Annotated in this window: 28 protein-coding genes; 17 read left to right on the top strand and 11 right to left on the bottom strand. The window is 59.6% G+C overall.

From position 1 onward, the window contains the following. Positions 1-74 precede the first annotated feature (74 nt). A complete protein-coding gene (locus tag ASB65_RS20320) occupies positions 75-791 on the top strand; it encodes a helix-turn-helix transcriptional regulator (RefSeq protein ID WP_004430116.1) in 717 nt (238 codons plus the stop codon). A gap of 31 nt (positions 792-822) precedes the next feature. Here ASB65_RS20320 and ASB65_RS20315 read toward each other — a convergent pair whose 3' ends face one another. The 4 genes from ASB65_RS20315 to ASB65_RS28580 form a co-directional block, all read right to left on the bottom strand. Further along, positions 823-1,980 carry a DUF2333 family protein gene (locus ASB65_RS20315; protein WP_004430117.1) on the bottom strand — a complete coding sequence of 386 codons (1,158 nt, stop codon included), beginning with the start codon at positions 1,978-1,980 and terminating at the stop codon, positions 823-825. Between the two features lie 238 nt (positions 1,981-2,218). Next, entirely contained in the window at positions 2,219-2,671 is a 453-nt protein-coding gene (locus ASB65_RS20310) for a pseudoazurin (RefSeq protein WP_004430118.1), read from the bottom strand. A gap of 113 nt (positions 2,672-2,784) precedes the next feature. Then, entirely contained in the window at positions 2,785-3,366 is a 582-nt protein-coding gene (locus ASB65_RS20305) for a thymidine kinase (RefSeq protein WP_060725175.1), read from the bottom strand. 42 nt (positions 3,367-3,408) lie between these two features. Continuing rightward, complete coding sequence (locus ASB65_RS28580; protein ID WP_162266791.1) at positions 3,409-3,780, bottom strand: hypothetical protein; 372 nt, start codon at positions 3,778-3,780, stop codon at positions 3,409-3,411. On the opposite strand from ASB65_RS28580, the gene ASB65_RS20295 reads away from it, so the two are divergent. From ASB65_RS20295 to ASB65_RS20280, 4 genes are all read left to right on the top strand, one after another. Further along, positions 3,683-4,636, top strand: a complete 954-nt coding sequence (locus ASB65_RS20295) for a choline ABC transporter substrate-binding protein (RefSeq protein WP_060725174.1) — start codon at positions 3,683-3,685, stop codon at positions 4,634-4,636. The genes ASB65_RS28580 and ASB65_RS20295 overlap by 98 nt on opposite strands. A 285-nt stretch (positions 4,637-4,921) precedes the next feature. Further along, positions 4,922-5,773: a choline ABC transporter permease subunit gene (choW, locus tag ASB65_RS20290; protein ID WP_060725263.1), complete on the top strand. Its 852-nt coding sequence runs from the start codon at positions 4,922-4,924 to the stop codon at positions 5,771-5,773. Then, a complete protein-coding gene (gene choV, locus ASB65_RS20285; RefSeq protein WP_004430131.1) occupies positions 5,770-6,816 on the top strand; it encodes a choline ABC transporter ATP-binding protein in 1,047 nt (348 codons plus the stop codon). Before choW ends, choV begins: the two co-directional genes overlap by 4 nt. Positions 6,817-7,356: 540 nt before the next feature. Continuing rightward, positions 7,357-7,677 (top strand): ArsR/SmtB family transcription factor, encoded by a 321-nt coding sequence (locus ASB65_RS20280; protein WP_003524068.1) that lies wholly within the window; start codon positions 7,357-7,359, stop codon positions 7,675-7,677. A 132-nt stretch (positions 7,678-7,809) separates the two neighbouring features. Here ASB65_RS20280 and ASB65_RS20275 read toward each other — a convergent pair whose 3' ends face one another. Then, a complete protein-coding gene (locus tag ASB65_RS20275; protein WP_060725173.1) occupies positions 7,810-8,985 on the bottom strand; it encodes a DUF3095 domain-containing protein in 1,176 nt (391 codons plus the stop codon). 284 nt (positions 8,986-9,269) lie between these two features. Here ASB65_RS20275 and ASB65_RS20270 point away from each other — a divergent pair, with 284 nt between their 5' ends. The 4 genes from ASB65_RS20270 to queF all read left to right on the top strand — a co-directional run bounded on the left by ASB65_RS20270 (position 9,270) and on the right by queF (position 12,387). Continuing rightward, the gene (locus ASB65_RS20270) at positions 9,270-10,376 is read left to right on the top strand and encodes a branched-chain amino acid ABC transporter substrate-binding protein (RefSeq protein WP_060725172.1); all 1,107 of its coding nucleotides are present in this window, start codon (positions 9,270-9,272) and stop codon (positions 10,374-10,376) included. Between the two features lie 69 nt (positions 10,377-10,445). After that, positions 10,446-10,847 (top strand): glyoxalase superfamily protein, encoded by a 402-nt coding sequence (locus ASB65_RS20265; protein WP_004430143.1) that lies wholly within the window; start codon positions 10,446-10,448, stop codon positions 10,845-10,847. A gap of 155 nt (positions 10,848-11,002) precedes the next feature. Continuing rightward, positions 11,003-11,905: a cation diffusion facilitator family transporter gene (locus tag ASB65_RS20260; protein WP_035212697.1), complete on the top strand. Its 903-nt coding sequence runs from the start codon at positions 11,003-11,005 to the stop codon at positions 11,903-11,905. Between the two features lie 17 nt (positions 11,906-11,922). Further along, the gene (gene queF, locus ASB65_RS20255) at positions 11,923-12,387 is read left to right on the top strand and encodes a preQ(1) synthase (protein ID WP_004430149.1); all 465 of its coding nucleotides are present in this window, start codon (positions 11,923-11,925) and stop codon (positions 12,385-12,387) included. 25 nt (positions 12,388-12,412) lie between these two features. On the opposite strand, the gene ASB65_RS20250 is transcribed toward queF, so the two are convergent. Both ASB65_RS20250 and ASB65_RS20245 read right to left on the bottom strand, forming a co-directional pair. Next, positions 12,413-13,159: a DUF2076 domain-containing protein gene (locus tag ASB65_RS20250; protein ID WP_004430152.1), complete on the bottom strand. Its 747-nt coding sequence runs from the start codon at positions 13,157-13,159 to the stop codon at positions 12,413-12,415. A gap of 100 nt (positions 13,160-13,259) precedes the next feature. Continuing rightward, on the bottom strand, positions 13,260-13,850 hold the full coding sequence (locus ASB65_RS20245; RefSeq protein ID WP_060725171.1) for a HupE/UreJ family protein: 591 nt from the start codon (positions 13,848-13,850) through the stop codon (positions 13,260-13,262). Positions 13,851-14,085: 235 nt separating this feature from the next. Between ASB65_RS20245 and ASB65_RS20240 the strand changes: the two genes are divergently transcribed. Continuing rightward, positions 14,086-14,667 carry an ATP-dependent Clp protease proteolytic subunit gene (locus ASB65_RS20240; RefSeq protein ID WP_003523060.1) on the top strand — a complete coding sequence of 194 codons (582 nt, stop codon included), beginning with the start codon at positions 14,086-14,088 and terminating at the stop codon, positions 14,665-14,667. 71 nt (positions 14,668-14,738) lie between these two features. On the opposite strand, the gene ASB65_RS20235 is transcribed toward ASB65_RS20240, so the two are convergent. After that, positions 14,739-14,996 (bottom strand): pentapeptide MXKDX repeat protein, encoded by a 258-nt coding sequence (locus ASB65_RS20235; RefSeq protein ID WP_060725170.1) that lies wholly within the window; start codon positions 14,994-14,996, stop codon positions 14,739-14,741. A gap of 218 nt (positions 14,997-15,214) precedes the next feature. On the opposite strand from ASB65_RS20235, the gene ASB65_RS20230 reads away from it, so the two are divergent. Together ASB65_RS20230 and ASB65_RS20225 are read left to right on the top strand one after the other, a co-directional pair. Further along, on the top strand, positions 15,215-15,730 hold the full coding sequence (locus tag ASB65_RS20230; protein WP_060725169.1) for a sigma-70 family RNA polymerase sigma factor: 516 nt from the start codon (positions 15,215-15,217) through the stop codon (positions 15,728-15,730). Then, positions 15,727-16,371 (top strand): NrsF family protein, encoded by a 645-nt coding sequence (locus ASB65_RS20225; protein ID WP_060725168.1) that lies wholly within the window; start codon positions 15,727-15,729, stop codon positions 16,369-16,371. The genes ASB65_RS20230 and ASB65_RS20225 overlap by 4 nt, the downstream gene beginning before the upstream one ends. 72 nt (positions 16,372-16,443) lie before the next feature. On the opposite strand, the gene ASB65_RS20220 is transcribed toward ASB65_RS20225, so the two are convergent. Then, positions 16,444-17,526 carry an esterase-like activity of phytase family protein gene (locus ASB65_RS20220; protein ID WP_060725167.1) on the bottom strand — a complete coding sequence of 361 codons (1,083 nt, stop codon included), beginning with the start codon at positions 17,524-17,526 and terminating at the stop codon, positions 16,444-16,446. Between the two features lie 274 nt (positions 17,527-17,800). On the opposite strand from ASB65_RS20220, the gene ASB65_RS20215 reads away from it, so the two are divergent. Further along, positions 17,801-18,979: a benzoate/H(+) symporter BenE family transporter gene (locus tag ASB65_RS20215; protein ID WP_060725166.1), complete on the top strand. Its 1,179-nt coding sequence runs from the start codon at positions 17,801-17,803 to the stop codon at positions 18,977-18,979. A gap of 354 nt (positions 18,980-19,333) precedes the next feature. Beyond that, the gene (gene leuA, locus ASB65_RS20210) at positions 19,334-21,043 is read left to right on the top strand and encodes a 2-isopropylmalate synthase (protein WP_060725165.1); all 1,710 of its coding nucleotides are present in this window, start codon (positions 19,334-19,336) and stop codon (positions 21,041-21,043) included. Between the two features lie 212 nt (positions 21,044-21,255). Here the strand turns inward: leuA and ASB65_RS20205 are convergent, their stop codons facing one another. Next, positions 21,256-22,206 carry a metallophosphoesterase family protein gene (locus ASB65_RS20205; protein WP_004430171.1) on the bottom strand — a complete coding sequence of 317 codons (951 nt, stop codon included), beginning with the start codon at positions 22,204-22,206 and terminating at the stop codon, positions 21,256-21,258. Between the two features lie 66 nt (positions 22,207-22,272). On the opposite strand from ASB65_RS20205, the gene ASB65_RS20200 reads away from it, so the two are divergent. Then, positions 22,273-22,764, top strand: a complete 492-nt coding sequence (locus tag ASB65_RS20200) for an NUDIX domain-containing protein (protein ID WP_060725164.1) — start codon at positions 22,273-22,275, stop codon at positions 22,762-22,764. A gap of 12 nt (positions 22,765-22,776) precedes the next feature. On the opposite strand, the gene ASB65_RS20195 is transcribed toward ASB65_RS20200, so the two are convergent. Beyond that, positions 22,777-23,769 (bottom strand): glutathione S-transferase family protein, encoded by a 993-nt coding sequence (locus tag ASB65_RS20195; RefSeq protein ID WP_004430174.1) that lies wholly within the window; start codon positions 23,767-23,769, stop codon positions 22,777-22,779. A gap of 296 nt (positions 23,770-24,065) precedes the next feature. Between ASB65_RS20195 and ASB65_RS20190 the strand changes: the two genes are divergently transcribed. After that, complete coding sequence (locus tag ASB65_RS20190) at positions 24,066-24,635, top strand: GNAT family N-acetyltransferase (RefSeq protein WP_060725163.1); 570 nt, start codon at positions 24,066-24,068, stop codon at positions 24,633-24,635. 304 nt (positions 24,636-24,939) lie between these two features. After that, a complete protein-coding gene (locus tag ASB65_RS20185; RefSeq protein ID WP_020808571.1) occupies positions 24,940-26,253 on the top strand; it encodes an MFS transporter in 1,314 nt (437 codons plus the stop codon). The last annotated feature ends 10 nt before the right edge of the window (positions 26,254-26,263 follow it).

Below are 26,263 nucleotides of genomic sequence, written 5' to 3'. Positions count from 1 at the left end.
TCGCAACCCCGTCCTGGCCATGCCGCATGTTTCTCGCTCCGGGCAGCGCGTCCCGGCGCGGCGAGGGCGCGTGAATGGCGAAGACGGAGCGCCAGGCCAGACTTTGTGACGATCTGTCGGCTGCGGCCGACAAATCCCAATGGCTGGAGGCGCTGCGGGAGGTGATGCGCGCCTTCGGTTACGCTTATGTGACCCTGCTGCGGTTACCCGGCGGCCAAAATGTTTATGCCTTGCCCACGGTCGTTGAAAGCAGCCTGCCGATCTGGGTTGTGAATGCGATGACCAAGGATGGCGCACTTGGGGATTGTCCCGTCATCAAGCGCGGCGCGTCATCGATGATGCCGCAATATTGGTCGCTGCAGGACCCGGATATTGCCGGTGGACCGCTGCTGCATGCGGCGGCCTCGCTAAGCAGCATGGGCATTACCTCCGGTCTCATGGTGCCGGTGCACGGCATGTACGGCAACCGGCATCTGATGAATTTCGCAGGCGATCGCGATGTCCTGCCGCAAGCCTCGCTGAACGAGCTGAGCATGATCGTGCTGCATGCGCTGGAGGTTTATGACCGCCTTTGTCGCGCCAATTCCAGGGGTCCCTCGCCACTGACGAAACGGGAACTCGACGTCGTGCGCTGGACGGCGCAGGGAAAGACCTCCGTGGAGATCGCCGAGCTTCTCTCCATCTCGGAACATACCGTCAATGCCTATATGAACAACGCCATCCGCAAGCTCGACTGCGTCAACCGCACCCAGCTCGTGGCCAAGGCTATACGCCTTGGCCTGATAGACTGATCGAACCTGTCGTCCGGGGGAGGCCTCTGCCTTACCGGTCGAGAACCGAGCGAAGCTCGACGAGATTCGAGCGCACTCGCAAAACGTAAAATCCCATGGTGGCGAGGTGCGACGGCATGATCCAGCCGCTTTCCTCACCATTGGAAATGATCGCCGGCTGGATGCGCAGCGCCGCGCGGGTTTGCAACAGCGTGTCGTTCCACAGGTTTGTCAGGTTACGCTCGCGGATGACCTGCGCGAAGTCCGATCCGGCGGCGGAAAGCACGCCATAATAACCGTAGAGCTGGCCATAAGCGAACCAGAAGCGGTCATCGGCGCGGGTGTCGAACCAGCCGCCATTATAGTTTTCCGAACGCTCGCGAAGGATCGCCGAAGTCGAACCGATGTCGCCGGCGATACGATCGATGAACTGGATCAGGTTGTCGGCGCGGGTGTCAAAAACCGCCTTGCAGGCCGTGAGTTCGCCGTTGAAGGCCTGGAAGCTGCGGATGGCGGCGCGGTAATAGCTGGGGGTCGGCGTCTTCGGGCCGAAGGGATCGAGACCGAAATACCAGGAATATTCGCTGAACTGCATGTTGCCGCGCGCTTCCTGGAGATTGTTATTGATGCCGGAGGTTCCGCGCACGCGGCCGAGCGTATCCACCAGTTCAACAGAGGTGCGGCGCACGGCCTGGTTTACACCGCGCTGGAACGAGGCCTTGTTGTCCAGAAACGGCGTGCTGTCCCAGTCCATGCCGAAGAGGCCGAGACGATAGAGCAGCATGGAGGAAATCCAGGCGTTCTGGTTGACGTTGAAATCGGTGAGATCGGCGGCGGCGTCGACGATGGCCGAACGCTGGCAAACAGGCGCGGATGTGTTGGCGGCGGCACCCGTTGCGCCGGCGGGCGAAGTCGGGCTGGCGGCCGGCAATTCCTGTCCGGGCGGCACGGTACGTTCGGCAAGCTTGTAACGGGAAATGTAATCCGGATCGAAATTGCTCCAGACCTGCGTTTGCCAGACGAAATATCCGTAAAAGCCGGCAAGCAGGATGAGAACCAGAGCGATCGGGCCCTTGATGATCCAGTTGCGGCCTTGATACCAGCCATGGGCGGCCATGAAGGGCCACAAAAGCCAGGCGACGAGAAGACCGGCGGCCCTGCCGATGGCGCTGAAGGCTGCCTGAATCCAGGCGGTGATCCGGTCGATCATGTCGTCATAGTCTCCTCTGCCCGTGGGGCTGGACGCCGGAAGAAAGAACCTCGGTCCGGCCGCACCCTTCGGCGCTTCGTATAAACCGCGGTCATTTACTGTCTTCCAGATATGTCCCGGTCAACCGGGATACAACATGATTGCGAAACTTTTCTCAACCTGCGGTCCGCGCCGGCCGTTATGGCTTTCCACACCGATTGTGGAACAACGGCCGCCGCGGAACCGAAGGGATATGCGGTTAGAGGCCGAGCTTGGCGATCTCGTCATTCAGCCGGTCGCGCGCCTTTTTCGGCAGTTTGCCGTTCTTGACGGCGTCCAGATTGGCCGGTGCCGCATCGCCAACGACGACGAGCGCGATCATGCCCATGCCGAGATGCGGTGTGCATTTGACGACGTAGGCGCCTTCCTTCTCGACCGTCACCTTCACCGTCTCGTTCATCTTGCCCTTGAAGTCGGCGACACCCTCAGGGATCATGTCCTTCACGGCTGCCGCATCATGACCCTTGTCGACCGGGACGAAGGTGATGACGTCGCCGACGGCGGCCTTGACGGTCGCGGGTTCGAAGACCATCGCCTGGCCATCGCTGCCCTTGTTGAGCATCTTCACTTCGATTTCGGCAGAAAGGGCGGGAAAGGCGAAAAGACCTGCGAGAATGGCGAGGCCGGCGAATTTGGCAGTTCTGTTCTGCATAATTTTGCTCCTGAGAGAAAGCACATCCACGCGAATGTGTCGCTGTCGACTTAGCCCGGGAGCAGGGCAGCCATCTTTGCGGAAAATCAAATGCGGCAACCGGACGCAGATGCTCACTCGCCCTTGAACGTCTCCACCCAGTGGCGGCGGCAGAAGGAAACATATTTCTCGTTACCGCCGACATCGATCTGTGCGCCTTCCGTCACGACCTTTCCTTCATTGTCGAAGCGGGCCACCATCGTTGCCTTGCGGCCGCAATGGCAGATGGTGCGGATTTCGCGAAGCTCGTCGGCAATGGCGAGGAGTTCTTTCGAGGCCGGAAAAAGCTTTCCTTGGAAATCCGTGCGCAGGCCGTAGGTCATGACCGGAATGTTCAGTTGGTCGACAATCTCGGCAAGCTCCCAGACATGGTGTTCGGAGAGGAAATTGGCCTCATCGACGAAAACGCAGGCGACCGGCCCTTCGGCATTGTGGGCCGATACCTCGGCGAACAGGTCGGTATTTTCATCGAAGGTCAGGGCGTCGGAGGACAGGCCGATGCGCGAGGCAACGCGGCCGACGCCCGCCCGGTCGTCAAAGGCCGCGGTGAAGATCAGCGTGCGCATGCCGCGTTCGTGATAATTATAGGACGCCTGCAGCAGCATGGTCGATTTGCCGGCATTCATCGTCGAATAATTGAAATAGAGTTTTGCCATTATCCACTCCCGGAGCACCCGCGTATGAATGCCCCAACCTCTTCAATCGGCACACCATGCCTCACAAACCGGTCCCGGTTCTCCAGCCGATGCTGCATCCTGCGTCTTTTGACGAGGAAGACGCTGATTGAAAAGTATGGCCGTGGGAAAAACACAGATTTCTACGGCCTGCCCTTTTTCGACATTGCACCGCTGAATACCGACATTTTCACCATTTTGTCGCAAACGGTGGGCCAAAGCACGCAAATGCACGCGAGTTGATTGTGTCCGGCAGATATTGATAATGGCAAGGGAACGAAAAAACAGGGAGCAAGCGATGTTTGCAAATAGAAGTCGCTGTCTGGTCTTGGCCGCAGCAATCTCCTCCATGACGTTCAGCGCGGCCAGCGCCGCCGAACCGGCAAGTTGCGGCACGGTGCGTTTTTCCGATGTGGGCTGGACCGACATCACCGCCACAACGGCGACAGCCACCGTCCTTCTGAAAAGCCTTGGCTATGAAACGGACGTCAAGCTTCTCTCCGTCCCCGTTACCTACACATCCCTCAAAAACAAGGACATTGACGTCTTCCTCGGCAACTGGATGCCGACCATGGAAGGCGATATTGCGCCTTATCGCGAAGACAAGTCTGTCGAGACGCTTCGGGAAAACCTGACCGGCGCCAAATACACGCTGGCGACCAACGCCAAGGGCGCCGAACTCGGCATCAAGGATTTCAAGGATATCGCCGCCCACAGTGCTGATCTTGGCGGCAAGATCTATGGCATCGAACCCGGCAATGACGGCAACCGCCTGATTCTCGACATGGTGACCAAGGACAGTTTCGGACTGAAATCATTCGAGGTGGTCGAATCGTCCGAGCAGGGCATGCTCTCCCAGGTGGCCCGCGCGGAAAAATCCGGCGAGCCGATCGTCTTTCTCGGCTGGGAACCGCATCCGATGAATGCGAATTTCAAGCTGACCTATCTGACCGGCGGCGACGAGGTCTTCGGCCCCAACCTCGGCGGCGCGACGATCCATACCAATGTCCGCAAGGGTTACGTCGAGGAATGCCCGAATGTCGGCGCTTTCCTCAAGAACCTGCAATTTTCCCTGCCCATGGAAAACGAGATCATGGGCAAGATCCTGAATGACGGCCTTGAGGGCGAGGCGGCTGCAACCGCCTGGCTGAAGGCCAACCCGGCGGCGATCGAACCCTGGCTCGCCAACGTCAAGACCAAGGACGGCAGCGCCGACGCCCTGCCCACCGTAAAGAAGGCTCTCGGCCTTTAAACCGCAAGACTATGCATGACTGCATCCGGCCTGCATGGCAGGCCGGATCAGCGGGAAATAACGATGCCCATGCATGACCTTGCCTGTGAATTTTCAGACATTGAAGGTCATGCGCCAGCACCGCGTCCGGCAGTTTTATTGCCGGCCGTCATTTCTGCATTGGAGCAATTCCGGTAAAACGGGATGACGATGCTCCATTCCTTTGTTGTCTGCGCAATTCCGGACGCAAAACCGCTACGCATTTTTGCTGGAATTGTTTTAATTCACGAAAGGTCTTTTCTTACCGTGGAATGGCTCAGCGCTCCTGAAAACCGCCTGCCCGTCGGCCGATATGCCAAGGAGGCCATTGACTGGCTGACCGGCAATCTCACTTTTTTCTTCGATTGGCTTTCCTTCATTTTCCAAAGCGTCATCAACGCCCTGCTTTATGTGCTGCAGGCGCCGCATCCGCTGGTCATCGTCGTGATCTTGACGGCGCTTTCGGCCTGGACGCGCCGCTCCGTCGGCATGCCCATCTTTACCGCGCTCGGGCTGCTGCTCATCATCAATCTCGGCTACTGGAAAGCGACGACGGAAACGCTGGCGCTGGTCATCGCCGCCAGCGCCGTGTGCATGATCATCGGTATACCGCTCGGCATATTGGCGGCCCGACGCAAGTGGATCTATGCCGGCATGCGCCCGGCGCTGGATCTGATGCAGACCATCCCCACTTTCGTCTATCTCATTCCGGCGCTGGTGCTGTTCGGTCTCGGCATGGTTCCGGGCCTCATCGCCACCGTCATCTTCGCCATTCCGGCTCCCGTGCGCCTCACCCGCCTCGGCATCGTCTCGACGCCGCCGTCGCTGGTCGAGGCGGCCGTCGCCTTTGGTGCGACGCCTTCGCAAGTATTGCGCAAGGTGGAGCTTCCCTTCGCCGCACCGCAGATCATGGCCGGCCTCACCCAGACGATCATGCTGTCGCTGTCGATGGTGGTCATTTCCGCGCTGGTGGGCGCCAATGGTCTCGGGGTGCCTGTCGTGCGCGCCTTGAACACCGTCAATATCGCCATGGGCTTCGAAGCGGGACTGTGCATCGTCATCCTGGCGATCGTTCTCGACCGGCTTTTCCGCCTTCCCGGCGCGGAGGATGATCTATGAGTGACGCCATCATCTTCGGAAATGTCGATATCGTTTTCGGCGACCGGCCCGATGCGGCGCTGCCGCTGATCGACAAGGGCAGCACGCGGGACGAGATCAATACCGAAACCGGACTGGTTCTCGGTGTCGCCAATGCCTCGCTCTCGGTCAGCGAAGGCGAGATACTCGTGCTGATGGGGCTTTCCGGCTCCGGCAAATCGACCCTGCTCAGGGCCGTCAACGGGCTTGCGCCCGTGGTGCGCGGCAATGTCGGCGTGAAGACCAAGTCCGGCTATGTCGATCCCTATCGCTGCCCCGCGAAATCGCTCCGCGATCTGCGCATGCACACGGTTTCCATGGTCTTCCAGCAATTCGGTCTTCTGCCCTGGCGCAATGTGGCCGACAATGTCGGCTTCGGGCTTGAGCTTTCCGGCGTGCCGGAAGCCGAGCGCAAGCGCATGGTGGCCGAGCAGCTGGAACTGGTCAATCTCTCCGCATGGGCCGACCGCAAGGTGGGAGAGCTTTCCGGCGGCATGCAGCAGCGTGTGGGGCTGGCGAGAGCGTTTGCCACCGGCGCGCCGATCCTGTTGATGGACGAGCCGTTCTCGGCGCTTGACCCCCTCATCAGAAGCCGCCTGCAGGACGAGCTTCTGGAATTCCAGAGCCGGCTGAAGAAAACTATCCTCTTCGTCAGCCACGATCTGGACGAGGCCTTCCGTATCGGCAACCGTATCGCCATGATGGAAGGCGGACGCATCATCCAGTGCGGAACGCCGCAGCAGATCGTCAAGCAGCCGGCCACGCAATATGTCGCGGATTTCGTGCAGAACATGAACCCGATTTCCATGCTGACTGCTGCCGATGTGATGAAGCGGGGCGTGGACGAACGCAACGGCCAGATGAACGTCGCCGCCACCGCCCGTCCATCATCGCCGCTGATCGATATTCTCGATGCGCTGTCAAAAAACTCCGGAGCGATCGGCGTCGTCGACAATGGCGCGATCATAGGCACGATTTCCGCAGATGAAGTCGTGGCAGGGCTGACGCGTCACCGCAAAAAATAGTGATTCGCCCGTCTGAAAAAAGAAAGGGCCTTCATGGAGGGCCCTTTTTCTGTTTCTACAAGATCTTTGCAGCGCAAGTTATACCTTCCCACGGTAGCAAAGAATATTTTTGATATCACAAGTTATGCATGAAAATAATTACTAATAAAAATCATATTGCAAACTTAGAGAAAATTGCGCAAAGTTAATCTAGATTCTTTAGCTCGCTGCTAAATTTAAGGTGGTAATAGATTGTCACCCCAAAATCCGGCGCCGGGTGTTAAGATTGAAGCGCTCAAATTTTGATCGTTTATTGCTTATAAATACTGCTGCTAATACATGTTTTTATCCTTGGACTGTGAAAAAACGAGCAAAAAGCTGATAATTTTATCACAATACCTTAAGTAAATAACCGATGAAGAATAGTCTTTGAAAGGGACGCGATATAAGCAAGATTTAGGTATATACAACGTATCAACTGAATTATAAAAACACCTTTTGGAACACCTATAATAGCCACCATGACCGTCTTTTTCGACTGTCATCAGGAGACTTGAGCGTATGGATAACCAATCTCTGTCGGAACATAGCATCGCCGCTGCAGACTTGCTCTCAGCTATGGCGAATCCAAAGCGCCTGATGATCTTGTGCACGCTGGTGGATACGGAAGTGCCGGTTGGTGTTCTCGCTTCACAGGTTGGTCTCAGCCAGTCCGCTCTCTCGCAGCATCTTTCGAAGTTGCGTGCCCAGCGACTAGTGAAGACACGACGCGATGCGCAGACCATCTACTATTCCAGCAACTCCGAATCCGTGAAAAAAATCCTCGCCTCCCTCGAGGAAATTTACTGCCAGGCGCAGAAGAGCAGCAAGACCGCAGCCTGATCCCACGGCCGTGTTAAGGTCCGGCAGTATCACTCCATTGAAACCGGCGCACGACGCCGGTTTTTTCTTTTCGTCGGCTTTCGCTGTAGTGCATCCAGGCACAGAGATTGAGGGCTGGTATCGGCGTGGTATTCAGCCCGTCGCAGCAGATTGTATCTGCTGCTTGAGGCGGCTTGCCGCAGCCGCATATCCGCCGTCCGCGCCATCCACGAAATGCATATGGTCCTTGGAAAGCGGGGACGGCACGATACAGGTCATCAAGGCGGCATCCTGTTCGTGCAGGCCGTAATAACAGCTTCCCGATAGGCGACCCTGTTCGAGCCGCGTGCGGATTTTTTCGAGCCGTGAGGCGTCGATATCCACCGTCATCTTCAGTCCGTCATCAAATTTTCTGAAATCAGTATTGCTTGCGACCGAGCGCCGATAGCGCACCGCATTGAACGGTCCGAACGACAGCCCCGTCACGCTGAGAAGATTGACGAGCAGGGACTCGCCGAGAATGCGAAACGAGCGGCGCATCTTGCCCCAGACATCGTGATAGGCAGCCCCGGCCCGGGCTTCCAGACCGAGACCCTCACCCACGAAACCGAGTTTTGGGCCATCCTCCGGCACGGGATGGCCGTGTCTTGCGTCCTGCTCGGCGAGATCGACGAGATCGATGACCAGCTGGCGGAATGCAGGCATGTCCCGCGACGGCCCCGGCACGGCAATGATCGATACCACCTTGCCGCGGGTGGCGGGAATGGGGTTCCAGCGACAGGAAAGTCCCGTCAGGTCCGGGCGCTCGCCTGCTTCGGCTGCGGGCAGGGCATATTGTCCCTCCTTCATCCGGGCTTCCGCCCAGCTGTTACCGCCGCCCGAAAACATGGCGTAGGAAACATCCTCGCTTGCCTGAAAGCGGGCGACGCGAATATCGAAACCATTCTTGCGGATATCTTCGACGGGGACCAGGGCCACGCGCATTGCAAGATCGAGGTCATCCTTCACCCAGCGCTGCACATTCGAAAGTGCTGCACGCGCCACAGGCAGCCCCTGGGGCGGTACGGCAACGGCGGCGCCGTCGCCGCCGAAAACGAAGGGCAGGTCGTGACGTCCGAGACTGTTCGAAACGCCTGAAATGACCGCCGCACCCGCCATGTTGACGGCCTTGTATCGGCCGGTGCCGATCGCCGCGGTCGAATCAATGATATCGGCGATGGCCAGCCCCCATCCCGGCGGCAGGGCGCGATAAAGCGCCGGGTCGGCCACGTCTTCAAAATGCCGGAAGACGGGAAGGCCCGCCAGAAATTCTTCATCTGCTGCGATCATGGCGTATTATCCTCCAGCGGCGGCCAAACGCCAAGCGTTTACGGAAGGTCGATTTGTCCGTTCAGACGGCGCAATCACGGCCGATCCGGCGAATGATTTACCGCTAATAGACCTAATCCAGCAAAGGTGACTTGCATAAATCATCAAACCTTCCGTATGAGTTGAGTGGAAGGCTCGGAATTCAAAAATGGAACGAGTTTTCGCCGGGAGGCGTCCGATAGTTTCATTCGGTCGGCGCCCATGGCGCTCACCGGGTCCGCGACCCCCTTTAAGGAGACACCAGGATGAAACTGAAGACATTGACCAGCGTGACGCTCGCAGCGTCCTTCGCATTCGCACCCCTTGCTCATGCCGAAATCGTCATCGGCCTGATTGCGCCGCTCACCGGTCCTGTTGCCGCCTATGGCGACCAGGTCAAGAACGGCGCCCAGACGGCAGTCAATGAAATCAACAAAAAGGGCGGCATCCTCGGCGAACAGGTCGTGCTGAAGCTCGCTGATGATGGCGGCGAGCCCAAGCAGGGCGTTTCCGCGGCCAACCAGCTGGTTGCCGAAGGCATCCACTTCGTCGTCGGTCCGGTGACCTCGGGCGTCGCCATTCCGGCATCGGATGTCTTTGCCGAAAACGGCGTGCTGATGGTGACGCCGACGGCGACCGCACCGGGTCTGACCAACCGCGGCCTTGCCAACGTCTTCCGCACCTGCGGTCGTGACGACCAGCAGGCCGAGGTTGCGGCGAAATATGTTCTTTCCAACCTCAAGGACAAGAAGATCGCCATCATTCACGACAAGGGCGCTTACGGCAAAGGTCTGGCGGACTCCTTCAAGGCGACGCTGAATGCCGGTGGCGTGACCGAAGTTCTCTATGATGCGCTGACACCAGGCGAAAAAGATCTCGGCGCGCTGACGGCCCGTCTGAAGTCCGACAATGCCGACATCGTCTATTTCGGCGGTTACCACCCGGAAGCAGGTCTTCTGGTGCGCCAGCTGAAGGACATCGGCTCCAAGGCTGCCGTTATCGGCGGTGACGGCCTGTCGAACAGCGAGTTCTGGAACATCGGTTCGCAGGCTGGCGAAGGCACGATCTTCACCAACGCTTCCGACGCGCTGAAGAACGACGACTCCAAGGCTGCTGCCGAAGCGCTGAAGGCCGCCAACATTCCGGCGGAAGCCTTCACGCTCAACGCTTACGCTGCCGTTGAAGTCCTGAAGGCCGGCATCGAGAAAGCCGGAAGCGCCAAGGATTCCGAAGCGGTCGCCACGGCCCTGAAGAGCGGCGACGCTTTCCCGACGGCAATCGGCAAGGTCACCTATGGCGAAAACGGCGACCTGACGTCGCAGGCCTTCTCGCTGTTCAAGTGGCAGGACGGCAAGATCGTCGCAGCCGAATAAGCTGACTGTACCGGCCGCACCTGTTGCGGCCGGTTTCATTTTATGGGTCCGAAAAGAGGTTGAGGCAGCATGGGTGATGCCGGGACACAAAACGCTGGAGACATCAGCTTCGAGCGGATATTCCCGATCGTCAGGATATTCGACGAAGCCAAGGCGCGGGAGTTCTATGTCGATTTTCTCGGTTTCGAGGTCGATTGGGAACACCGCTTCGGCGATAATTTCCCGCTCTACATGCAGGTTTCACGGGCCGGAATGGGCCTTCATCTCAGCGGTCATCACGGTGATGCGACGCCGGGCTCCAACATTTTCGCTACCATGCGCGGCGTTCACACCTATCAACAGGAACTGGCGGCGAAGGATTATCGCTTCCTGAAACCGGGTGTTGAAGAACTGCCCTGGGGCGATGTGATGGAAGTGACCGATCCATTCGGCAACCGCATTCGTTTCTGCGAGCAGAAGAGCGAAGAGTGATGCTTTTGGCGTGAGCGCAATGCCCTTGACCTTGTGCTCCGTTTGAACGATAGAACGCTCAAATTGCGAACCGCGCGCACGGAGACCCCGTGCGCGCGGTTCGTGCGTTTTGGCAGTCGGTCATGCAATTCGTTCGCATCCGCACGGGGGCAAAAATGAACAGTGAAGGCAATGCGCTGGTAAGGAAGCTCGCATTCTGGAGCATTCCGCTTTCTTTCGGTGTGCTGGGCCTCAAACTCGTGGCCTGGTGGGTCACGGGCTCGGTCGCGCTTTTATCTGACGGTCTGGAATCGACCGTCAATGTGGTCGCGGCCTTCATCGCCTATTTCGTCATTCGCTATGCGCAGAAGCCGGCCGATGATGACCACCAGTTCGGCCACCACAAGGCAGAGTATATTTCTGCCGTCGTGGAGGGTGTGCTGATCGTGGTTGCCGCGCTCCTGATCGTACAGGAGGCCTGGGGTGCTCTTTTCAATCCGAGGCTGCCGGAAGCGCCGGTTCTCGGTCTGGTCATCAATGCGGCGGCGGGTGCGATCAATGCTGTCTGGGCGACGATCCTCATCCGTGTCGGCAAGAAATATGCCTCACCGGCGCTCGCGGCTGACGGCCATCATATCATGTCTGACGTCGTGACCTCGGCAGGCGTTCTCGTCGGCCTCGTTCTGGCGCTTTTTACGGGTTACGCCATTCTCGATCCGCTGCTCGCCATTCTGGTGGCCGTCAACATCCTCTTCCAGGGCTCGAAAGTCATTCTGCATTCGCTTGGCGGCTTGATGGACCGTGCGGTGGAGCCGGAGGAGGACGAGGCGATCAAGAAGGCGATCGCGGAAAATTCCGGCGGCGTCATCGGCGTGCATGATCTTAGAACCCGCCGCGCCGGTTCGGCCGCTTTCATCGATTTTCACGTCGTCGTTCCCGCCGTCATGACGGTGCGGGAGGCGCATGATATTTGCGACCGCCTTGAAGATGCCATAAGGGACGTCATACCGGGCGCCAGCCTTGCCATTCACGTCGAGCCGGAAGGCGAAAAGGCGCATGGCGTCAAAGTGATTGTTTAAATAAACAGGAGTTTTCCATGTCCGTGACGGATGTTTCCGGCCTGTCGCAGCTGGGCACGAAGGTCGATACGCCAGAGAGCCCGGAGAAGGCTGTTCTCGAAAAAGTGCCGAACGGCAATGCCGGCACCGATTATGTCGTGCGCTTCACCGCGCCCGAATTCACCTCGCTTTGCCCGATGACCGGCCAGCCGGATTTCGCCCATATCGTCATCGATTACATTCCGGGCGATTTCCTGGTGGAATCGAAGTCGCTGAAGCTGTTTTTGCAGTCCTTCCGCAACCACGGCGCATTCCACGAGGATTGCTCGGTCTATATCGCCAAGCGGCTGGTAGAACTGCTGCAGCCGAAATGGCTGCGCATTGGTGCTTACTGGTATCCGCGCGGCGGCATTCCGATTGACGTGTTCTGGCAGACCGGACCGGCGCCTGAAGGCGTGTGGCTGCCGGATCAGGGCGTTGCCACCTATCGCGGCCGCGGCTGATCCGGCTGTTTATGTGATGCAAGGTTCAGGCGAACGAACCGTCGTCGCCTGAATCAGCATCCGCATCATCGGCGCTGTCGTCGTAATCGGCCTGCTGGATATCGTCATCGTCGTTATTCTGCGGGCTTGCGCTGTCGCCGTAATAGTTGTTGACGACGGTTTCCTCGACGGGTGCGTTGCCAGCGGCATTGCCGCCGCTGAAGGGCGAGCCAAGGCCGAGCGACGACATGTGGCTGCCGAAAATGCCGCTCAGCGAATTGGCCAGCAGCATGCCGCCCGCAACACCGGCAGCGGTGCCGAGCGCGCCTTGCAGAAAACCACCGCCTGAACGTCCACCTGCGGCGGCCTGGCTCCATGGGCCACCGGGCTGCTGCTGATTGGCTGCCGCTCCCCAAGGGCCGGCCGTCTGGCCGGCGGTATCGTTGCGCCATGAGCTCGGCGCGGCCGCAGGGGCTGGTGCCGGTGCGGGTGGTTGCGGCTGGCCGGTGCCGAAGATGGAGCTGAGGAAACCGCCCTGCGCCGCCGCCTGAGGGGCGCTATTACCGCTTTCCAGTGCGTGGATGCGGTCTTCGAGCTGTTTGATATGGGCTGCTGCCGCTTCCAGACCTTTTTCCTGAACGATCACCGCCTGGGCGAGATAATAGGGGGCTGCGGGTTGATCGCGCACGGCGTCTGCGATCAAAGTTTCCGCCTCGCGGTCACGCGGGGTGGCGGATGCGGTTTTGGTCCTGTCGAACAGGGCCTTGAGAAGCTGGCTTTCTTCCGGTGACATATGCTGCCTCCTTACCGTGAAGCGTAAATCCACGATAAGGAGGTAGGCCAGAATTCAGGCTTTTCAAAGCGGTCCAAATTTTAAATTTCGGTAATGATCTTCAGCCGCCAAAGGCGAGCGAGAGACCCGCAATCGCCGTCAGCGCGCCGACGGTGCGGCTTGCGGCTGAGCCGAAACGGGCAATGCCGAGGCCGAGCGCGATGCCGGCCGCATGCAGGATGGCGGTGGCGATCATGAAGCCGATGCCGAATTGAAGCGCGCCGGCGCTACCGAGTTCACCGCCATGGGCATGGCCGTGGAAAAGCGCGAAAGCGCCGACAACGGCCGCTGCCGCTGCCGTGGGAAGCCTTGCCGCCATCGCTACCAGCAGGCCAAGGCCGATGACGGAGGCAAGAATGGCGGGTTCGACGAAGGGAAGGTCGATGCCGTAAACCGCCATCAGGAAGCCTGCGGCCATGGTGCCGACGAAAGCGGCGGGCACGATCCACAGCGCCTTGCGGTCGTTTCGGGCAAAGGCGATCTGCGAGGCCCAGATGCCGACGGCCACCATCGCCAGAATGTGGTCCGCGCCGAAAAACGGGTGGGAGACGCCGGCCATGAAGGAACCGTGTTCTTCCGGGTTCAGATGGGCGAAAGCGGGCAGGGTGGTGAGGCAGAGCGCGGCGGCGGCGAGGCTTAGTCTTTTCAGCATGGTTCCCTCTTGAAATTGTTGCCGTCAGCGGCGGGATCTTGGGCTTCCCGCGGCGGGCGGCGCTGCAATGAGGCGCTGACGATATCGCGAAGGCCAAGAGGCTGTCCATGCGTCATCTGCCGGGGGTGGTGTTTATTGTTGGCGGGCAAACCTTGCCTTTTTCTCTCATTGCCTTACGTAACAAGTCGCACTATGTCCGAAGGGCATGCACGAATTTTGCTGGAGAGAGCCGTTGATGAACGAAGACGAAGACGACAAGAGCAAGGAACTGCCGATCGGCAAGGAAACGGAAGCGAATCTTTTCAAGTCGCGTTCGATCTTCATCTATGGCGGCATCACGCAGGAACTGGCGCAGAAGGTCTGCACGCAGCTCGTGGCTCTTGCCGCCGCCAGCGACGACGACATTCGCGTTTACGTCAATTCGCCGGGCGGCCATGTCGAATCGGGTGATTCCATCCACGACATGATCAAGTTCATCAAGCCGAAGGTCTACATCATCGGCACGGGCTGGGTCGCCTCCGCCGGTGCGCTGATTTACGTCTCGGTGCCGAAGGAACGTCGCCTTTGCCTGCCGAACACCCGCTTCCTGCTGCATCAACCCTCCGGCGGCACGCGCGGTATGGCATCCGACATCGAAATCCAGGCCCGCGAAATCATCAAGATGAACCAGCGCCTGATCAAGATCTTCTCCAAGGCCACCGGCCAGAGCGAAGAAAAGATCGCCAAGGACATCGATCGCGATTACTGGCTCGGCGCGGAAGAGGCCAAGGATTACGGCCTCGTCGGCAAGATCGTCGAAAGCCAGTCGGAACTCTGAGTTTTCGATTTTCATTTGAGAAAGCCCGCATCGGTCAAAACCGGTGCGGGCTTTTTTCGTTCAGGCCGGCCTTACTTCATCGTGTCGCAGGCCTTCATCATGTCGGCCTTTTTCATCTTGTCCATTTCCATACCGGCCTTGTCCATGCAGTCCTTCTTGCTGACCATGGACATGCCATCCTTTTTCATGGTCTCGGCCTTCATGGCGTCGCTATGCATGGTGTCCTTCTTCATCGTATCGGTTTTCATGCTGTCGGCATGGGCGATGCCTGCGAAGGAAAGAGCGGAGAACAGGGAAGCGGCGGCAATGGCGGTAAGAATGCGGGTCATGAAGGGTCTCCTCTGGACGTCGTTGCATGTCCGCCGGCATTGTGCCGGGGCTCACGATTGTCCATTCGGGCGCGACCCGCCGCCCGTTACATCTTCACGCGCTTGTGACGACAAGTTCGGGCGAGATTTTTTTAAAGCCACTATGTAACAATATCCTGCCGACTGCGAATAACCCGATAGTGACGATGACAGGCAGCCCTTCGGAAGAGACATTAAAAATGCTGATGCTGCGTTCCCTCGATGGGGACGAAGGCGCCTACCGGCATTTGCTTCATGCCCTGAGGCGGCTGCTGATCGCGTATTTCAGCCGGCGCATGGCGGCCGCCTCCAGAGGCGATGTCGAAGATCTTGTGCAGGAAACCCTGTTGTCGCTTCACGCCAAGCGGGAGACCTATGACCGTGCAAGACCTTTCACGGCGTGGTTCTTCTCGATAGCGCGCTACAAGCTCATCGATCATTATCGGGGCAGGGGCGCCCGAATGCTGGCGGAAGTCGAACTCGATGAGACGCTGGAGGCGGAACCCTCCGTCGATGCGGTCATGGCCCGCATGGATGTGGAGCGGCTGCTCGACGACCTGCCGGAGCGGCAACGCGATCTCATTCGAAGAGTGAAACTCGAAGGTCAGTCAATTGCCGAAGCGGCCGAAAAATCCGGCCAGACCGACCTTGCGGCAAGGGTCGGCATTCACAGAACGCTGAAAGTCCTGGCGGCGAAGTTGCGGGGGGACAGGTGAGGAAAACGGAAGACATCATCGAACAACTGGCGGGTGATCTGAAACCTGTCCCCGCTTTCGCGCTGGAGCGCAGGCTGGCATTCGCGGCATTGCCCGCGCTCGGCCTTTCGCTCGTGCTGATGGTCGTCATTCTGGGGCTTCGCGTCGATATGAGCGAGGCCATGACCGAGCCGGGTTTCTGGGTCAAATCCGCCTATAATGCCCTACTGGCCCTCATTGCATTTTTTGCCGTCATGCGTCTTGCGCGGCCGGAAGGCGAGAGGGGTTGCCTGTTTGTGTGGCTTGCGCTGATTTTTGCCGCCATGGCGCTGATCGCGCTCGTCCAGCTTGGATTTGCCGTGCCCAGCACCTACAGCACCCTCATTCTCGGATCGTCGGCGCTGCATTGCCCGTTTTTGATCGTTGCTTTCGCGCTGCCGCTGTTTCTGGCGAATTTCGCGGTTCTCAGGCGGTCGGCCCCCGCTGATCCCACGCTTGCGGGTTTTGCCGCTGGCATCGCCGCAGGTGCGGCCGGGGCGTGGGTCTATTCGTGGTTCTGCACCGAAAACGGCATGGCTTTCGTGTTGATCTGGTATTCCCTGGGCATTCTCTTGGCCGGTATCATCGGCGCTTTCGCCGGTTCACGTCTGCTCCGCTGGTAAGGCAGGCATCCGTCTCGGTTGCCGATGCCGGCCCGGACATTGTCCAGAGCCGGCATTCTGTTTCGGTGGATTTCACTGACCCAGATTGGCGGGAATTGCGAATGCCGCAAACTGGGTGAACTGCTTGCCCGTGTTGAAATTGTCGTCGGAGGCGATGACAAAAAGCTGCTTGCCATCCACCACAGGGCCGAAGGCGAAGCTCTCGATATTGTCGATATCGAGGCCGAAATCGCCTTCGTTGATTTCAAACCAGGGTGATTTCGATACGGTAGCCACGGAAGCCGGATCGATCTTGTCCTTGCCGAGAATATTGTCGGCGCGGGACATGTCGGCGATGAAGAAGCGGATGTGGTTGCCGACGCCGGAGGCAAAATTGCGCTCGACCGCGACAAAACGGCCATCCGGCAGGGCTGCAATGGCGGAAAGGCCGTTGTCGTTATATTTCGGCTCGGCGGCTGTTGGTGTCTTCGAGATTGCCTCGGTGACATAGACGTGCTCGGCGACCGGCTTCAGCGTCGCCGTGTCGATGACGAGGATACGGGCCGGGCTGCCCGCCTGCGGCGTCGCCTTGGGGCCGTCCTGGGTGAGAGCATTTTCGGTGGCGGCGATCAGCCGGCCGGGCATCAGGGCCAGGCCTTCGAAGGCGAGGTTGTTCTGAACGCCCTTGGTCTTTGCGTCGTTGACGAGATAGGCGTCCGGCAGTTCCAGCCGCTTCACATTGCCGCCGTCGATATCCGAAACGTAAAGCCCCGGCTGGTTCTTCAGGTCGCGTTCGGAGGACCAATAGAGCTTGCCGCGCTTGCGGTCGAGCGCGATGCCTTCCGCATCGATGCTCTTCGGCGCAAAGGCCGCGCCGGTCTCGTCTTTCAATTCATGGGTGGCGGCGATGTTGAGCGTGGTGGCGCCTTCCGTTATGGCCAGCTCCAGCTCGTAATAGCGGGCCGGACCTTTTTCCACGCGATCATCGGAAATTGCGAAATAACGGCCCGTTTCGCTGTCGAAGGCGAGATCGGAAATGCCGCCGAAGGTAACGCCATTGATGGAGAGGCCCGAAGGCACGACGATCTGGCCGAGGAAGGCCGGCGCAGGCGGGGTCTGGGCAGCGGCGGGAAGAGCCGCAAAACAGCAGGCGGCAATGGTGACGATGCGGAGCATGGCGAGGGTCCCTCTTGTGGCGGATGACCTGTTGTGATGCGGGCAGGATTAGCGCCCCGCCGCTAAACTTTGATGACGTTTTCCCTGCCGCCGTACCTGAAGTCTGGTGGCCCATCTTGCCAAGTCGCGTCTTTTTTGATCCTGAATATAACCACGCTTCATCCAAGGCGTGTCGCCATCCCCGGATTCGCGCATCACGCTTCAATTTTTCTGCCTGTCGCCAATGCAGACCGCTGCGGTTGTTTGCGACAGGCCGCAGGCCGCAGAGTGCTTTATGCTGAAAGATTTTTCCGTCCAGAGCCTGTTCATGGGCTGCCTTACCGCCTTTGTCGGTTTCGCCAGCTCCTTCGCCGTTGTGCTGCAGGGGCTGAAAGCCGTCGGTGCGACGGATTTCGAAGCGGCGTCGGCGCTGATGGCGCTTTCGGTGGCGATGGGGCTTTGCGCCATCGCTCTTTCCGTCACAACCCGGCTTCCCATCAGCATCGCGTGGTCGACGCCGGGCGCCGCGCTGCTTGCCACCACCGGCGTCATTGAGGGTGGCTTCCCGGCAGCCGTTGGCGGGTTCGTCATCTGCGCCATTTTGATCATCATCGCAGGCCTGTTCAGGCCACTTGGAAAGGCGGTCGCCTCCATTCCCGCGCCGCTTGCCAATGCCATGCTGTCAGGCGTCATCATCGGCCTGTGTTTCGCGCCGATCAAGGCAATCGGCTTCAACCCGGCGCTCGGATTACCCATCATCCTTGCCTGGATCGTTGTTGGAGCCTTCAAGCGGCTGTTCGCCGTGCCCGCGGCTCTTGCCGCCTTCGTGCTTGTCATGATCTTCGGTGTCGATATTCCCGAGAGCGCGCTCGATAGCGTGGCGCAATCGCTGACACCGCCGATTGAGTGGGTAACGCCCGTCTTCAGCCTGCACGCCGTCGTCTCCATCGCGCTGCCGCTCTTCATCGTCACCATGGCCTCGCAGAATATTCCCGGCATCGCGGTGCTGAAGGTCAATCACTACGACCCACAGCCCGGCCCGCTTTTCGCCGCGACCGGCTTTTTCTCCCTGCTTTCCGCGCCCTTTGGCGGCCATGCAGTCAATCTTGCCGCAATCACGGCTGCGATGTGCGCGGGCGAGGATGCTCATCCTGATCCAAAGCGGCGTTACTGGGCGGCGATCATCGCCGGCGTCGGCTATATCATCTTCGGCCTGTTGGCCGGCGTGGTCACGGCCTTCGTGGCGCTGGCGCCGCCCATCCTCATTCAGGCGGTGGCGGGGCTGGCACTGGTCGGCGCCTTTTCCGGCTCCGCAGTGGCGGCCTTCAAGGAGCCGGAAACCCGCGAGGCGGCGGCCATCACTTTCCTCATCACGGCCTCCGGCCTCTCCTTCGGCGGCGTTTCCGGTGCCTTCTGGGGGCTGATCGGCGGCGGGCTGATGATGGCGTTGCAGCGGGTGGTAAAGCGTGGTTAGGCAGAAAGGCTTGAGAGCGGCAGGCAGGGAAAATAACCAGCGCGCAGCACAAGATCACTTGTCAGACCGCCAGCCGCTGTTTATACACGACGCCATGAGCAACAGCATCGCAACCATTTACGGCATGAGCGCGCAGATTTCTGCGAAGGCCTCGCCGTGCGGTGCACTCTCGCTTCTTAGCCTCGACCTTACACGCGGTTGCCGGGTCCAGTGAGGAGCGCCCGGCGGCCGAAAGCCCGCTGGTGCAAACGCTCCTCATCTCGAAATCTCATTTTATACTGGATTTAGGCTCTAAAGGGCCGTGCATCCGCCGATGGCGCAAGACGCCCGCGGACTGCGCAAGGAGGAAGCGAAATGGACGGCAAGATCACCAATATTTCCAAGGGCATGTCGGACGCGAGCGTGAAGTATCGCCCTTACCCGACCATCAATATTCCTGACCGCACCTGGCCGGGCAAGACCATCGACAAGGCGCCGATCTGGTGTTCGGTGGACCTGCGTGACGGCAACCAATCGCTGGTCAACCCCATGGGTCACGACCGCAAGGCCCGCATGTTCAAGCTGCTGCTGGAAATGGGCTTCAAGGAAATCGAAATCGGTTTCCCTTCCGCCTCGCAGACGGACTTCGATTTTGCCCGCTGGTGCGTGGAAGAAGGCAATGTACCTGACGATGTTTCCCTGCAGGTGCTGGTACAGTGCCGCCCGGAACTGATCACCCGTACCTTCGAGGCGCTGCAGGGCGCCAACAAGCCGATCATACACTTCTACAATTCCACCTCGGAATTGCAGCGTCGCGTGGTGTTCGGCAAGGATGTGCATGGCATCAAGCAGATTGCCGTTGATGCGGCGAAGATGATCACCGATATGGCGGCGAAGGCTGGCGGCGGTTTCCGCTTCGAATATTCGCCTGAGAGCTTTACCGGCACCGAGCTGGAAGTGGCGCTGGAAATCTGCAACGCCGTTGTTGAGGTGGTGAAGCCGACTGCGGACAACAAGCTGATCCTGAACCTGCCCTCGACGGTGGAAATGGCGACGCCGAACATCTATGCCGACCAGATCGAATGGATGTGCCGCAATATCGACAACCGCGAAAACGTCATCATCTCGCTGCATCCGCATAACGACCGCGGCACGGGCATTGCGGCGACCGAGTTGAGCCTGATGGCCGGTGCGGACCGCGTCGAAGGCACGCTGTTCGGCAATGGCGAGCGCACGGGTAACGTCGACGTCGTGACGCTGGCGCTGAACATGTACACGCAGGGCGTTGATCCGGAGCTGGATTGCCGCGATATCGAGCGTATCAAGGCCGTGTACGAATATTCCAACGAGATGACGATCCCCGAGCGTCACCCTTATGTCGGCGAACTGGTCTACACGGCGTTTTCCGGCTCGCATCAGGATGCGATCAACAAGGGCATGAAGGCGATCAAGGTCGCCAATCACCCCGTCTGGGAAGTGCCCTATCTGCCGATCGACCCGAAGGATGTCGGCCGCTCCTATGAGGCGATCATCCGCATCAACTCGCAATCCGGCAAGGGCGGCATCGCCTATATTCTGCAGCAGGATTACGGCATCAACCTGCCGCGCAACCTGCAGGTAGAGTTCCGCGAGGATATCCAGCGCATCACCGACGAAGAGGGTGTGGAACTGCCGGCCAAGCGCATCTATGAGCGCTTTATGGAGCGTTATGTGACGCAGCCGAATGCGCGCATCAAGTTCGTTGATCACCACACCTATCCGGCCGGCGATTTCAAGGGCGTGCGCATTGTGGCCGCCGAGATCACCGATAATGGCGAGGTGAAGCGCATCGAGGGCAAGGGAACCGGTCCGATCGACGGGTTCATCAATGCGCTGTCGGTTTATCTCGGGGTTGATCTCTCGGTGAATGATTATTCCGAGCATTCGCTGCAGCATGGCTCGAATGCCTCGGCCATTGCCTATGTCGAGATGGAGCATCCGGGCGGCAAGCTGTTCGGGGCGGGGGTCAATACGAATATCGTGGGTGCGTCGCTGGAGGCGATTGTCTCGGCGGCCAACCGGGTGCTGGAAGAGCGGGCGAAATAAGCTTGCCTTGAGGGTGGGGGATGGCACCCCCCTCTGCCCTGCCGGGCATCTCCCCCTCAAGGGGGGAGATCGGCAAGACGCTTTCCCGCAGCTTCATTCTCGGGCTTTGATATGGGCAAGACCTAGCCTCAGGTCGATCTCCCCCCTTGAGGGGGAGATGCCCGGCAGGTCAGAGGGGGGTAAAGCCCTCCTCCGTTCCACGCCCGCGGGCTTTATTCCCTCGGTAGAGAAAATCCCAGCGGCCGCCCGTTTTCATAAAACACCCGCACATCTTCCAGCGCCACACCCGTCGCCGTCTCATCGAGGCTGTGGCGTTCGCAGGCGACATTCCACGTGCCGGGCCCACCGGAAATGTGGAAGAGATTATAGGCCGCGCGCGGTTTTTCACCGCCCGGTCCCTGGCTGGCCGAGGAAATGCCGACGACCGGGATGTGGTCCTCTCCGTGGTGGGTGTTCAACCAGTAAACCGTGTTGAGATGGGTATGACCGTGCAGCACGAGTTCCGCACCGCCGACGCCGAGTGCGGCCGCGAAACGGCGAATGCCGATCATGCGTTTGTGGGTGGGGGAAGCGCCCCGGATGGGCGGATGATGGATCATCACCACGCGGAACAGCCCCTGTTCACCGGCTTTTTTTAAGAGTTCCGCCGTGGCGCGCGCCTGTCGGTTGCCGAAATAGCCGGTGGCCGAAAAGGGTGGTGTTGCAATCGAGGTGGAGCAGCCGATCAGCGCCACGGGGCCGCGCACGCGCATATAGGGAAAAATCTTGCGGTCGTCGTCCCATTCCGCCGGGTCGCCATCGCCACGCACGTATGGATACCAGGCCTGCATGGCCTTGTCGTGCGCGCCGGAAACATAGGCGTCGTGATTGCCTGGGACCACCGAGGTTCTCTCAGGGTCACCCACTTCCTCAAGCCAGTCGGCGGCGGCGCGGATTTCGATGCCCGTCGCAAGATTGACGAGATCGCCGGTAATAGCCAGATGATCCGGTGATTTTGCCTCGAGATCGTCGAGCAGTTTTTCCAGTGTATCGGTAAAGAGATGCTTGCGGCGGTTGCGGTGCCAGTTGACGAAACCGGTAATCCGTTTCGATGCAAGTTCCCGGAAAGTGAGTTTTGGCAGTGGCCCTAAATGGACGTCTGAAATATGGGCAAGTTTGAACATGGCGGCAGAGATAACCTATGATATGCCGCGCGTCCAATAAAAGCCGGCAGGCGGGGAGAAACCAGGGTGAATGACGAAACAACCGGGCGGCAGGCCCGTCCGTTCCATATGCGTGTCTTCATCCGCTTTCTGCATTTCGTTTTTCTGTTCACGCGCGGCGCAACTCTTGGTGTGCGTGCGGCTTGCTACGATGAAAAGGGCAGGATTTTTCTCGTGCGGCACACCTATCTTCCGGGCTGGTATCTGCCGGGCGGCGGGGTGGAGCGCGGCGAAACCCTGCTCGCGGCGCTGCACAAGGAAATCCGCGAGGAAGGCAATCTCGAAGCTGCCTCAAAGCCGGAGCTTTTCCACGTTTACCTTAATCTGGAAGGCAGCAATCGCGACCATGTCGCGCTTTATCGGCTTGATGTCACCCAGACCAAACCGAAAAAGCCGGATCATGAGATTGCCGAGAGCGGCTTTTTCGATCTTTCAAATCTGCCCGAAGGGGTGACGGCGGCAACCCGCCGCCGCCTTGCCGAACTTGCCGGCGAAGCGGCGATTGCCGACTACTGGTAGCGGCGTATTTCGTCAGACCAGCGTCTCGCGTCCATGCGCCATGGTCAGGTCCAGCTCCGGACCGACGGGCACGATGCCGGTCGGGTTGATGGTGCGGTGGCTGCGGTAATAATGTTCCTTGATGTGGCGCATGTCGACCGTGTCAGGCACGCCCGGTGTCTGGTAAAGATCGCGCAGGTAACCCGTCAGGTGCGGATAGTCGTGGATGCGGCGGATATTGCACTTGAAATGGCCGACATAAACGGGATCGAACCGCACCAGAGTGGTGAACAGACGCCAGTCCGCTTCCGTCTGCTCCGCGCCGAACAGGAAACGGCGGTCCTTCAGGCGATCTTCCAGCATATCGAGCGTTTCGAAGACCTTCACGGCATTCTGCTGATAGGCGTCCTGTGTCGTGGCGAAGCCGGCCTTGTAGACGCCGTTATTGACGGTGTCATAGATCACGTCGTTCAGCGCGTCGATCTCGGCGCGCAACGCTTCGGGATAATAATCCTCCTGCGAGCCGGTGAGATCATTGAAGGCGGAGTTGAACATGCGGATGATTTCCGCCGATTCATTGGAAACGATGGTGCCGCGCTTTTTGTCCCAGAGCACCGGCACGGTGACGCGCCCGGAATATTTGGGGTCCGCTTTGGTATAGACCTGCCAGAGCGTGGAGGAGCCGAACAGGTGATCCTCGGTCGCGCCCGGCGTGCGTTCGCCCTGCGGCTTGAATTCCCAGCCGTTTTCCAGCATCAGCGGATCAACGACGGAGACCGAGATCAGGTCGTCCAGCTTTTTCAGCTTGCGGAAGATCAGGGTGCGATGCGCCCAGGGGCAGGCGAAGGAGACATAGAGGTGGTAACGATCTTTCTCCGCCTCGAAACCGCCTTCTCCGGAAGGGCCGGGTGCGCCATCCGCTGTGATCCAGTTGCGGAATTGCGAGGCGCTGCGCTTGAAATGCCCCTTGGTTTCCTTGGTGTCGTACCAGACGTCCTTCCACACACCTTCCACCAGCATGCCCATGATGATCTCCTTGATTGTTTCCTTGACGGCGATACTACCCGTTTCGCTCAATCCCGCGAACCCGCAAGGCATTGAACAATGCGTTTCCGGTCCCGCACAGGCTGAAAGGAGGAGCGTCGAGATTTGTTCTGGACGGGGGGTGATTTTCCTGATAATTGCGATTTTCTCAAATCTGAGGAAATTGCAGGCTATGATCGAACCACGGATGCTCCGACGACGCTGACGCTCCTGAACGCCCTTACCGGCGCAGCCGTCATCTATTGTCGCATCCGCATTCTGGAAGTTTCGGTCTCTTTATGTCCAAGCACGATCTTGTCTACCTCACCGAGGACGCGTCGCACGACGCCATCATCGAAGTCATCAACGAAGAAGCATTTGGTCCCGGCCGGCACACCCGTGCGGCGGCGCGCATCCGTGAGCAGGGTCCGCATGACCGGTCGCTGTCCTTCGTCTGCGCTGATGATGGTGAGACGATCGCTTCGGTGCGCATGACGCCCGTCCTGGCCGGCGGGGTGAAGGGCCATATGCTTGGCCCGCTTGCGGTTCGGCCTTCGCACAAAAACAAGGGCATAGGCCGGGAACTCGTCCGGATCGCCATTGCGGCCGCAAGGCGGAAGGGCTCCGAGGCCGTGATCCTGATCGGCGATCCGCCCTATTACATGCCGCTCGGTTTTGAGAAGGTCGCTTATGCGGCGCTCGATTTTCCGGGACCGGTTGATCCGAACCGGGTGCTGGTGGCGCCGCTTGGCAATGACGTTCATCAGCGGTTGAAGGGCAAGATCGGCTGGCGCAACTGCGAGGCCGGGATGCCTGCCGCAGCTGCGGAAGATGAGGGTTTTGAGGAGCCTCTTCGGGTTTACGGCTGAGGGTCTTTCTGCAAGGCAGCTTTGCCTTTTCTCGCCAGCGCTTCTGTCTTCCCTCATTCCTGTGCTTGTCACAGGAATCCAGCCGACGCGCATCTGCGCGGCGAGAGGACTCTTTTCAGCCCAAGGACTTGGGCTGGCGGGATCCCTGTGACAAGCACAGGGATGAGGGCGGAGGCGCAGGGGTTCGCCTATCGTTGCGCCGAGCATTTCGTTCCAACCGTGCGCACCCCTCCACAGAATTCAATTCCGTTTCCTCCCCCCATGCGATAGCAAGTGAAAGTCGATTTCTGCAGAGGGGCGGGGCATGACGGCAATCACCATGAATGAGGCGCTGGAGCGCGCGGGCGCAGGCGCCTATCAGCGCAGGCTGATGGGCATTTTCGGTCTCGTCTGGGCGGCGGATGCCATGCAGGTTCTGGCCGTCGGCTTCACCGCCGCCTCGATTGCCGCAACCTTCGGCCTGACGGTGCCGCAGGCGCTGCAGACCGGCACGGCGTTCTTTTTCGGCATGCTTCTCGGCGCTGCCGGTTTCGGGCGGCTGGCGGATCGTTACGGGCGTCGCCGGGTGCTGATCGTCACCGTGGCCTGTGATGCGCTGTTCGGTGTGCTTTCGATATTCTCGCCTGATTTCACCATTCTGCTCGTTCTGCGCTTTCTTACCGGGGCTGCCGTGGGCGGCACGCTGCCGGTGGATTATGCGATGATGGCGGAATTCCTGCCCGCCAAAAATCGCGGGCGCTGGCTGGTCTTTCTGGAAGGCTTCTGGGCTGTCGGGACACTGATCGTGGCGCTGGCCGCTTGGGGCGCCAGCCTTGCCGGCGTCGCTGATGCCTGGCGTTACATTTTTGCCGTGACGGCCTTTCCGGCCGTCCTCGGTCTCGGCCTGCGCTTTCTGGTGCCGGAATCGCCGCTTTACCTCTTGCGCAGCGGTCGGTCAGAGGAAGCAAAGGCTGTCGTCAACCGCATGCTGGTGACGAATGGCCGCGCGCCGCTCGATGCCGGAACCGGGCTTTTCCAGCCTGACGTGGCCAAGGGGCAGGGGATATTTTCACCCGCACTCCGGCAGCGCAGCATCATGATCCTTGCCATCTGGTTCCTTGTCTCCGTCTCCTATTACGGTGTCTTCACCTGGATGCCGGCGAAACTGGCCGGAGACGGGTTCGGCTTCGTGCGTGGTTATGGTTTTCTAGTGCTGGTGGCGCTGGCGCAGATCCCCGGTTATGCGCTTGCCGCCTATGGCGTTGAAAAATGGGGCCGCAAGCCGACACTGATCGGCTTCTGCCTGCTCTCCGCGCTCGGATGCCTGCTCTTCACGCTCGCTTCGGCCGGCGCAATGATTGCCGCTTCACTGCTTATTATGAGCTTTGCGCTGCTCGGCACCTGGGGAGCGCTTTATGCCTATACGCCGGAGCTTTATCCAACCGAATCCCGGGCGACCGGCATGGGGGCCGCGGGCGCCATGGCGCGGCTTGGCGGCCTGCTTGCGCCGTCTCTGCTTGGTTATGCCATTGCGCAGGGTTTTGGTGTCGCAATCGGCATATTTGCCGGGCTGCTGGTGCTGGCCGCCATTGCGGCCACGATGATCAATGCGGAAACGCGGCAGGTAGCGCTGACCTGATTGCCGCTCA

This window comes from Agrobacterium tumefaciens str. B6 (assembly GCF_001541315.1).
In the GTDB taxonomy this organism is placed as follows: domain Bacteria; phylum Pseudomonadota; class Alphaproteobacteria; order Rhizobiales; family Rhizobiaceae; genus Agrobacterium; species Agrobacterium radiobacter.
This window is presented reverse-complemented; position numbering and strand designations above follow the sequence as displayed.

Bases quoted from the DNA above. Each gene is read 5' to 3' on its own strand.
- ASB65_RS20320 (WP_004430116.1), top strand. From the start codon at position 75: ATGGCGAAGACGGAGCGCCAGGCCAGACTTTGTGACGATCTGTCGGCT.
- ASB65_RS20315 (WP_004430117.1), bottom strand. From the start codon at position 1,980: ATGATCGACCGGATCACCGCCTGGATTCAGGCAGCCTTCAGCGCCATC.
- ASB65_RS20310 (WP_004430118.1), bottom strand. From the start codon at position 2,671: ATGCAGAACAGAACTGCCAAATTCGCCGGCCTCGCCATTCTCGCAGGT.
- ASB65_RS20305 (WP_060725175.1), bottom strand. From the start codon at position 3,366: ATGGCAAAACTCTATTTCAATTATTCGACGATGAATGCCGGCAAATCG.
- ASB65_RS20295 (WP_060725174.1), top strand. From the start codon at position 3,683: ATGTTTGCAAATAGAAGTCGCTGTCTGGTCTTGGCCGCAGCAATCTCC.
- choV (WP_004430131.1), top strand. From the start codon at position 5,770: ATGAGTGACGCCATCATCTTCGGAAATGTCGATATCGTTTTCGGCGAC.
- ASB65_RS20280 (WP_003524068.1), top strand. From the start codon at position 7,357: ATGGATAACCAATCTCTGTCGGAACATAGCATCGCCGCTGCAGACTTG.
- ASB65_RS20275 (WP_060725173.1), bottom strand. From the start codon at position 8,985: ATGATCGCAGCAGATGAAGAATTTCTGGCGGGCCTTCCCGTCTTCCGG.
- ASB65_RS20270 (WP_060725172.1), top strand. From the start codon at position 9,270: ATGAAACTGAAGACATTGACCAGCGTGACGCTCGCAGCGTCCTTCGCA.
- ASB65_RS20265 (WP_004430143.1), top strand. From the start codon at position 10,446: ATGGGTGATGCCGGGACACAAAACGCTGGAGACATCAGCTTCGAGCGG.
- ASB65_RS20260 (WP_035212697.1), top strand. From the start codon at position 11,003: ATGAACAGTGAAGGCAATGCGCTGGTAAGGAAGCTCGCATTCTGGAGC.
- queF (WP_004430149.1), top strand. From the start codon at position 11,923: ATGTCCGTGACGGATGTTTCCGGCCTGTCGCAGCTGGGCACGAAGGTC.
- ASB65_RS20250 (WP_004430152.1), bottom strand. From the start codon at position 13,159: ATGTCACCGGAAGAAAGCCAGCTTCTCAAGGCCCTGTTCGACAGGACC.
- ASB65_RS20245 (WP_060725171.1), bottom strand. From the start codon at position 13,850: ATGCTGAAAAGACTAAGCCTCGCCGCCGCCGCGCTCTGCCTCACCACC.
- ASB65_RS20240 (WP_003523060.1), top strand. From the start codon at position 14,086: ATGAACGAAGACGAAGACGACAAGAGCAAGGAACTGCCGATCGGCAAG.
- ASB65_RS20235 (WP_060725170.1), bottom strand. From the start codon at position 14,996: ATGACCCGCATTCTTACCGCCATTGCCGCCGCTTCCCTGTTCTCCGCT.
- ASB65_RS20230 (WP_060725169.1), top strand. From the start codon at position 15,215: ATGCTGATGCTGCGTTCCCTCGATGGGGACGAAGGCGCCTACCGGCAT.
- ASB65_RS20220 (WP_060725167.1), bottom strand. From the start codon at position 17,526: ATGCTCCGCATCGTCACCATTGCCGCCTGCTGTTTTGCGGCTCTTCCC.
- ASB65_RS20215 (WP_060725166.1), top strand. From the start codon at position 17,801: ATGCTGAAAGATTTTTCCGTCCAGAGCCTGTTCATGGGCTGCCTTACC.
- leuA (WP_060725165.1), top strand. From the start codon at position 19,334: ATGGACGGCAAGATCACCAATATTTCCAAGGGCATGTCGGACGCGAGC.
- ASB65_RS20205 (WP_004430171.1), bottom strand. From the start codon at position 22,206: ATGTTCAAACTTGCCCATATTTCAGACGTCCATTTAGGGCCACTGCCA.
- ASB65_RS20195 (WP_004430174.1), bottom strand. From the start codon at position 23,769: ATGGGCATGCTGGTGGAAGGTGTGTGGAAGGACGTCTGGTACGACACC.
- ASB65_RS20190 (WP_060725163.1), top strand. From the start codon at position 24,066: ATGTCCAAGCACGATCTTGTCTACCTCACCGAGGACGCGTCGCACGAC.
- ASB65_RS20185 (WP_020808571.1), top strand. From the start codon at position 24,940: ATGACGGCAATCACCATGAATGAGGCGCTGGAGCGCGCGGGCGCAGGC.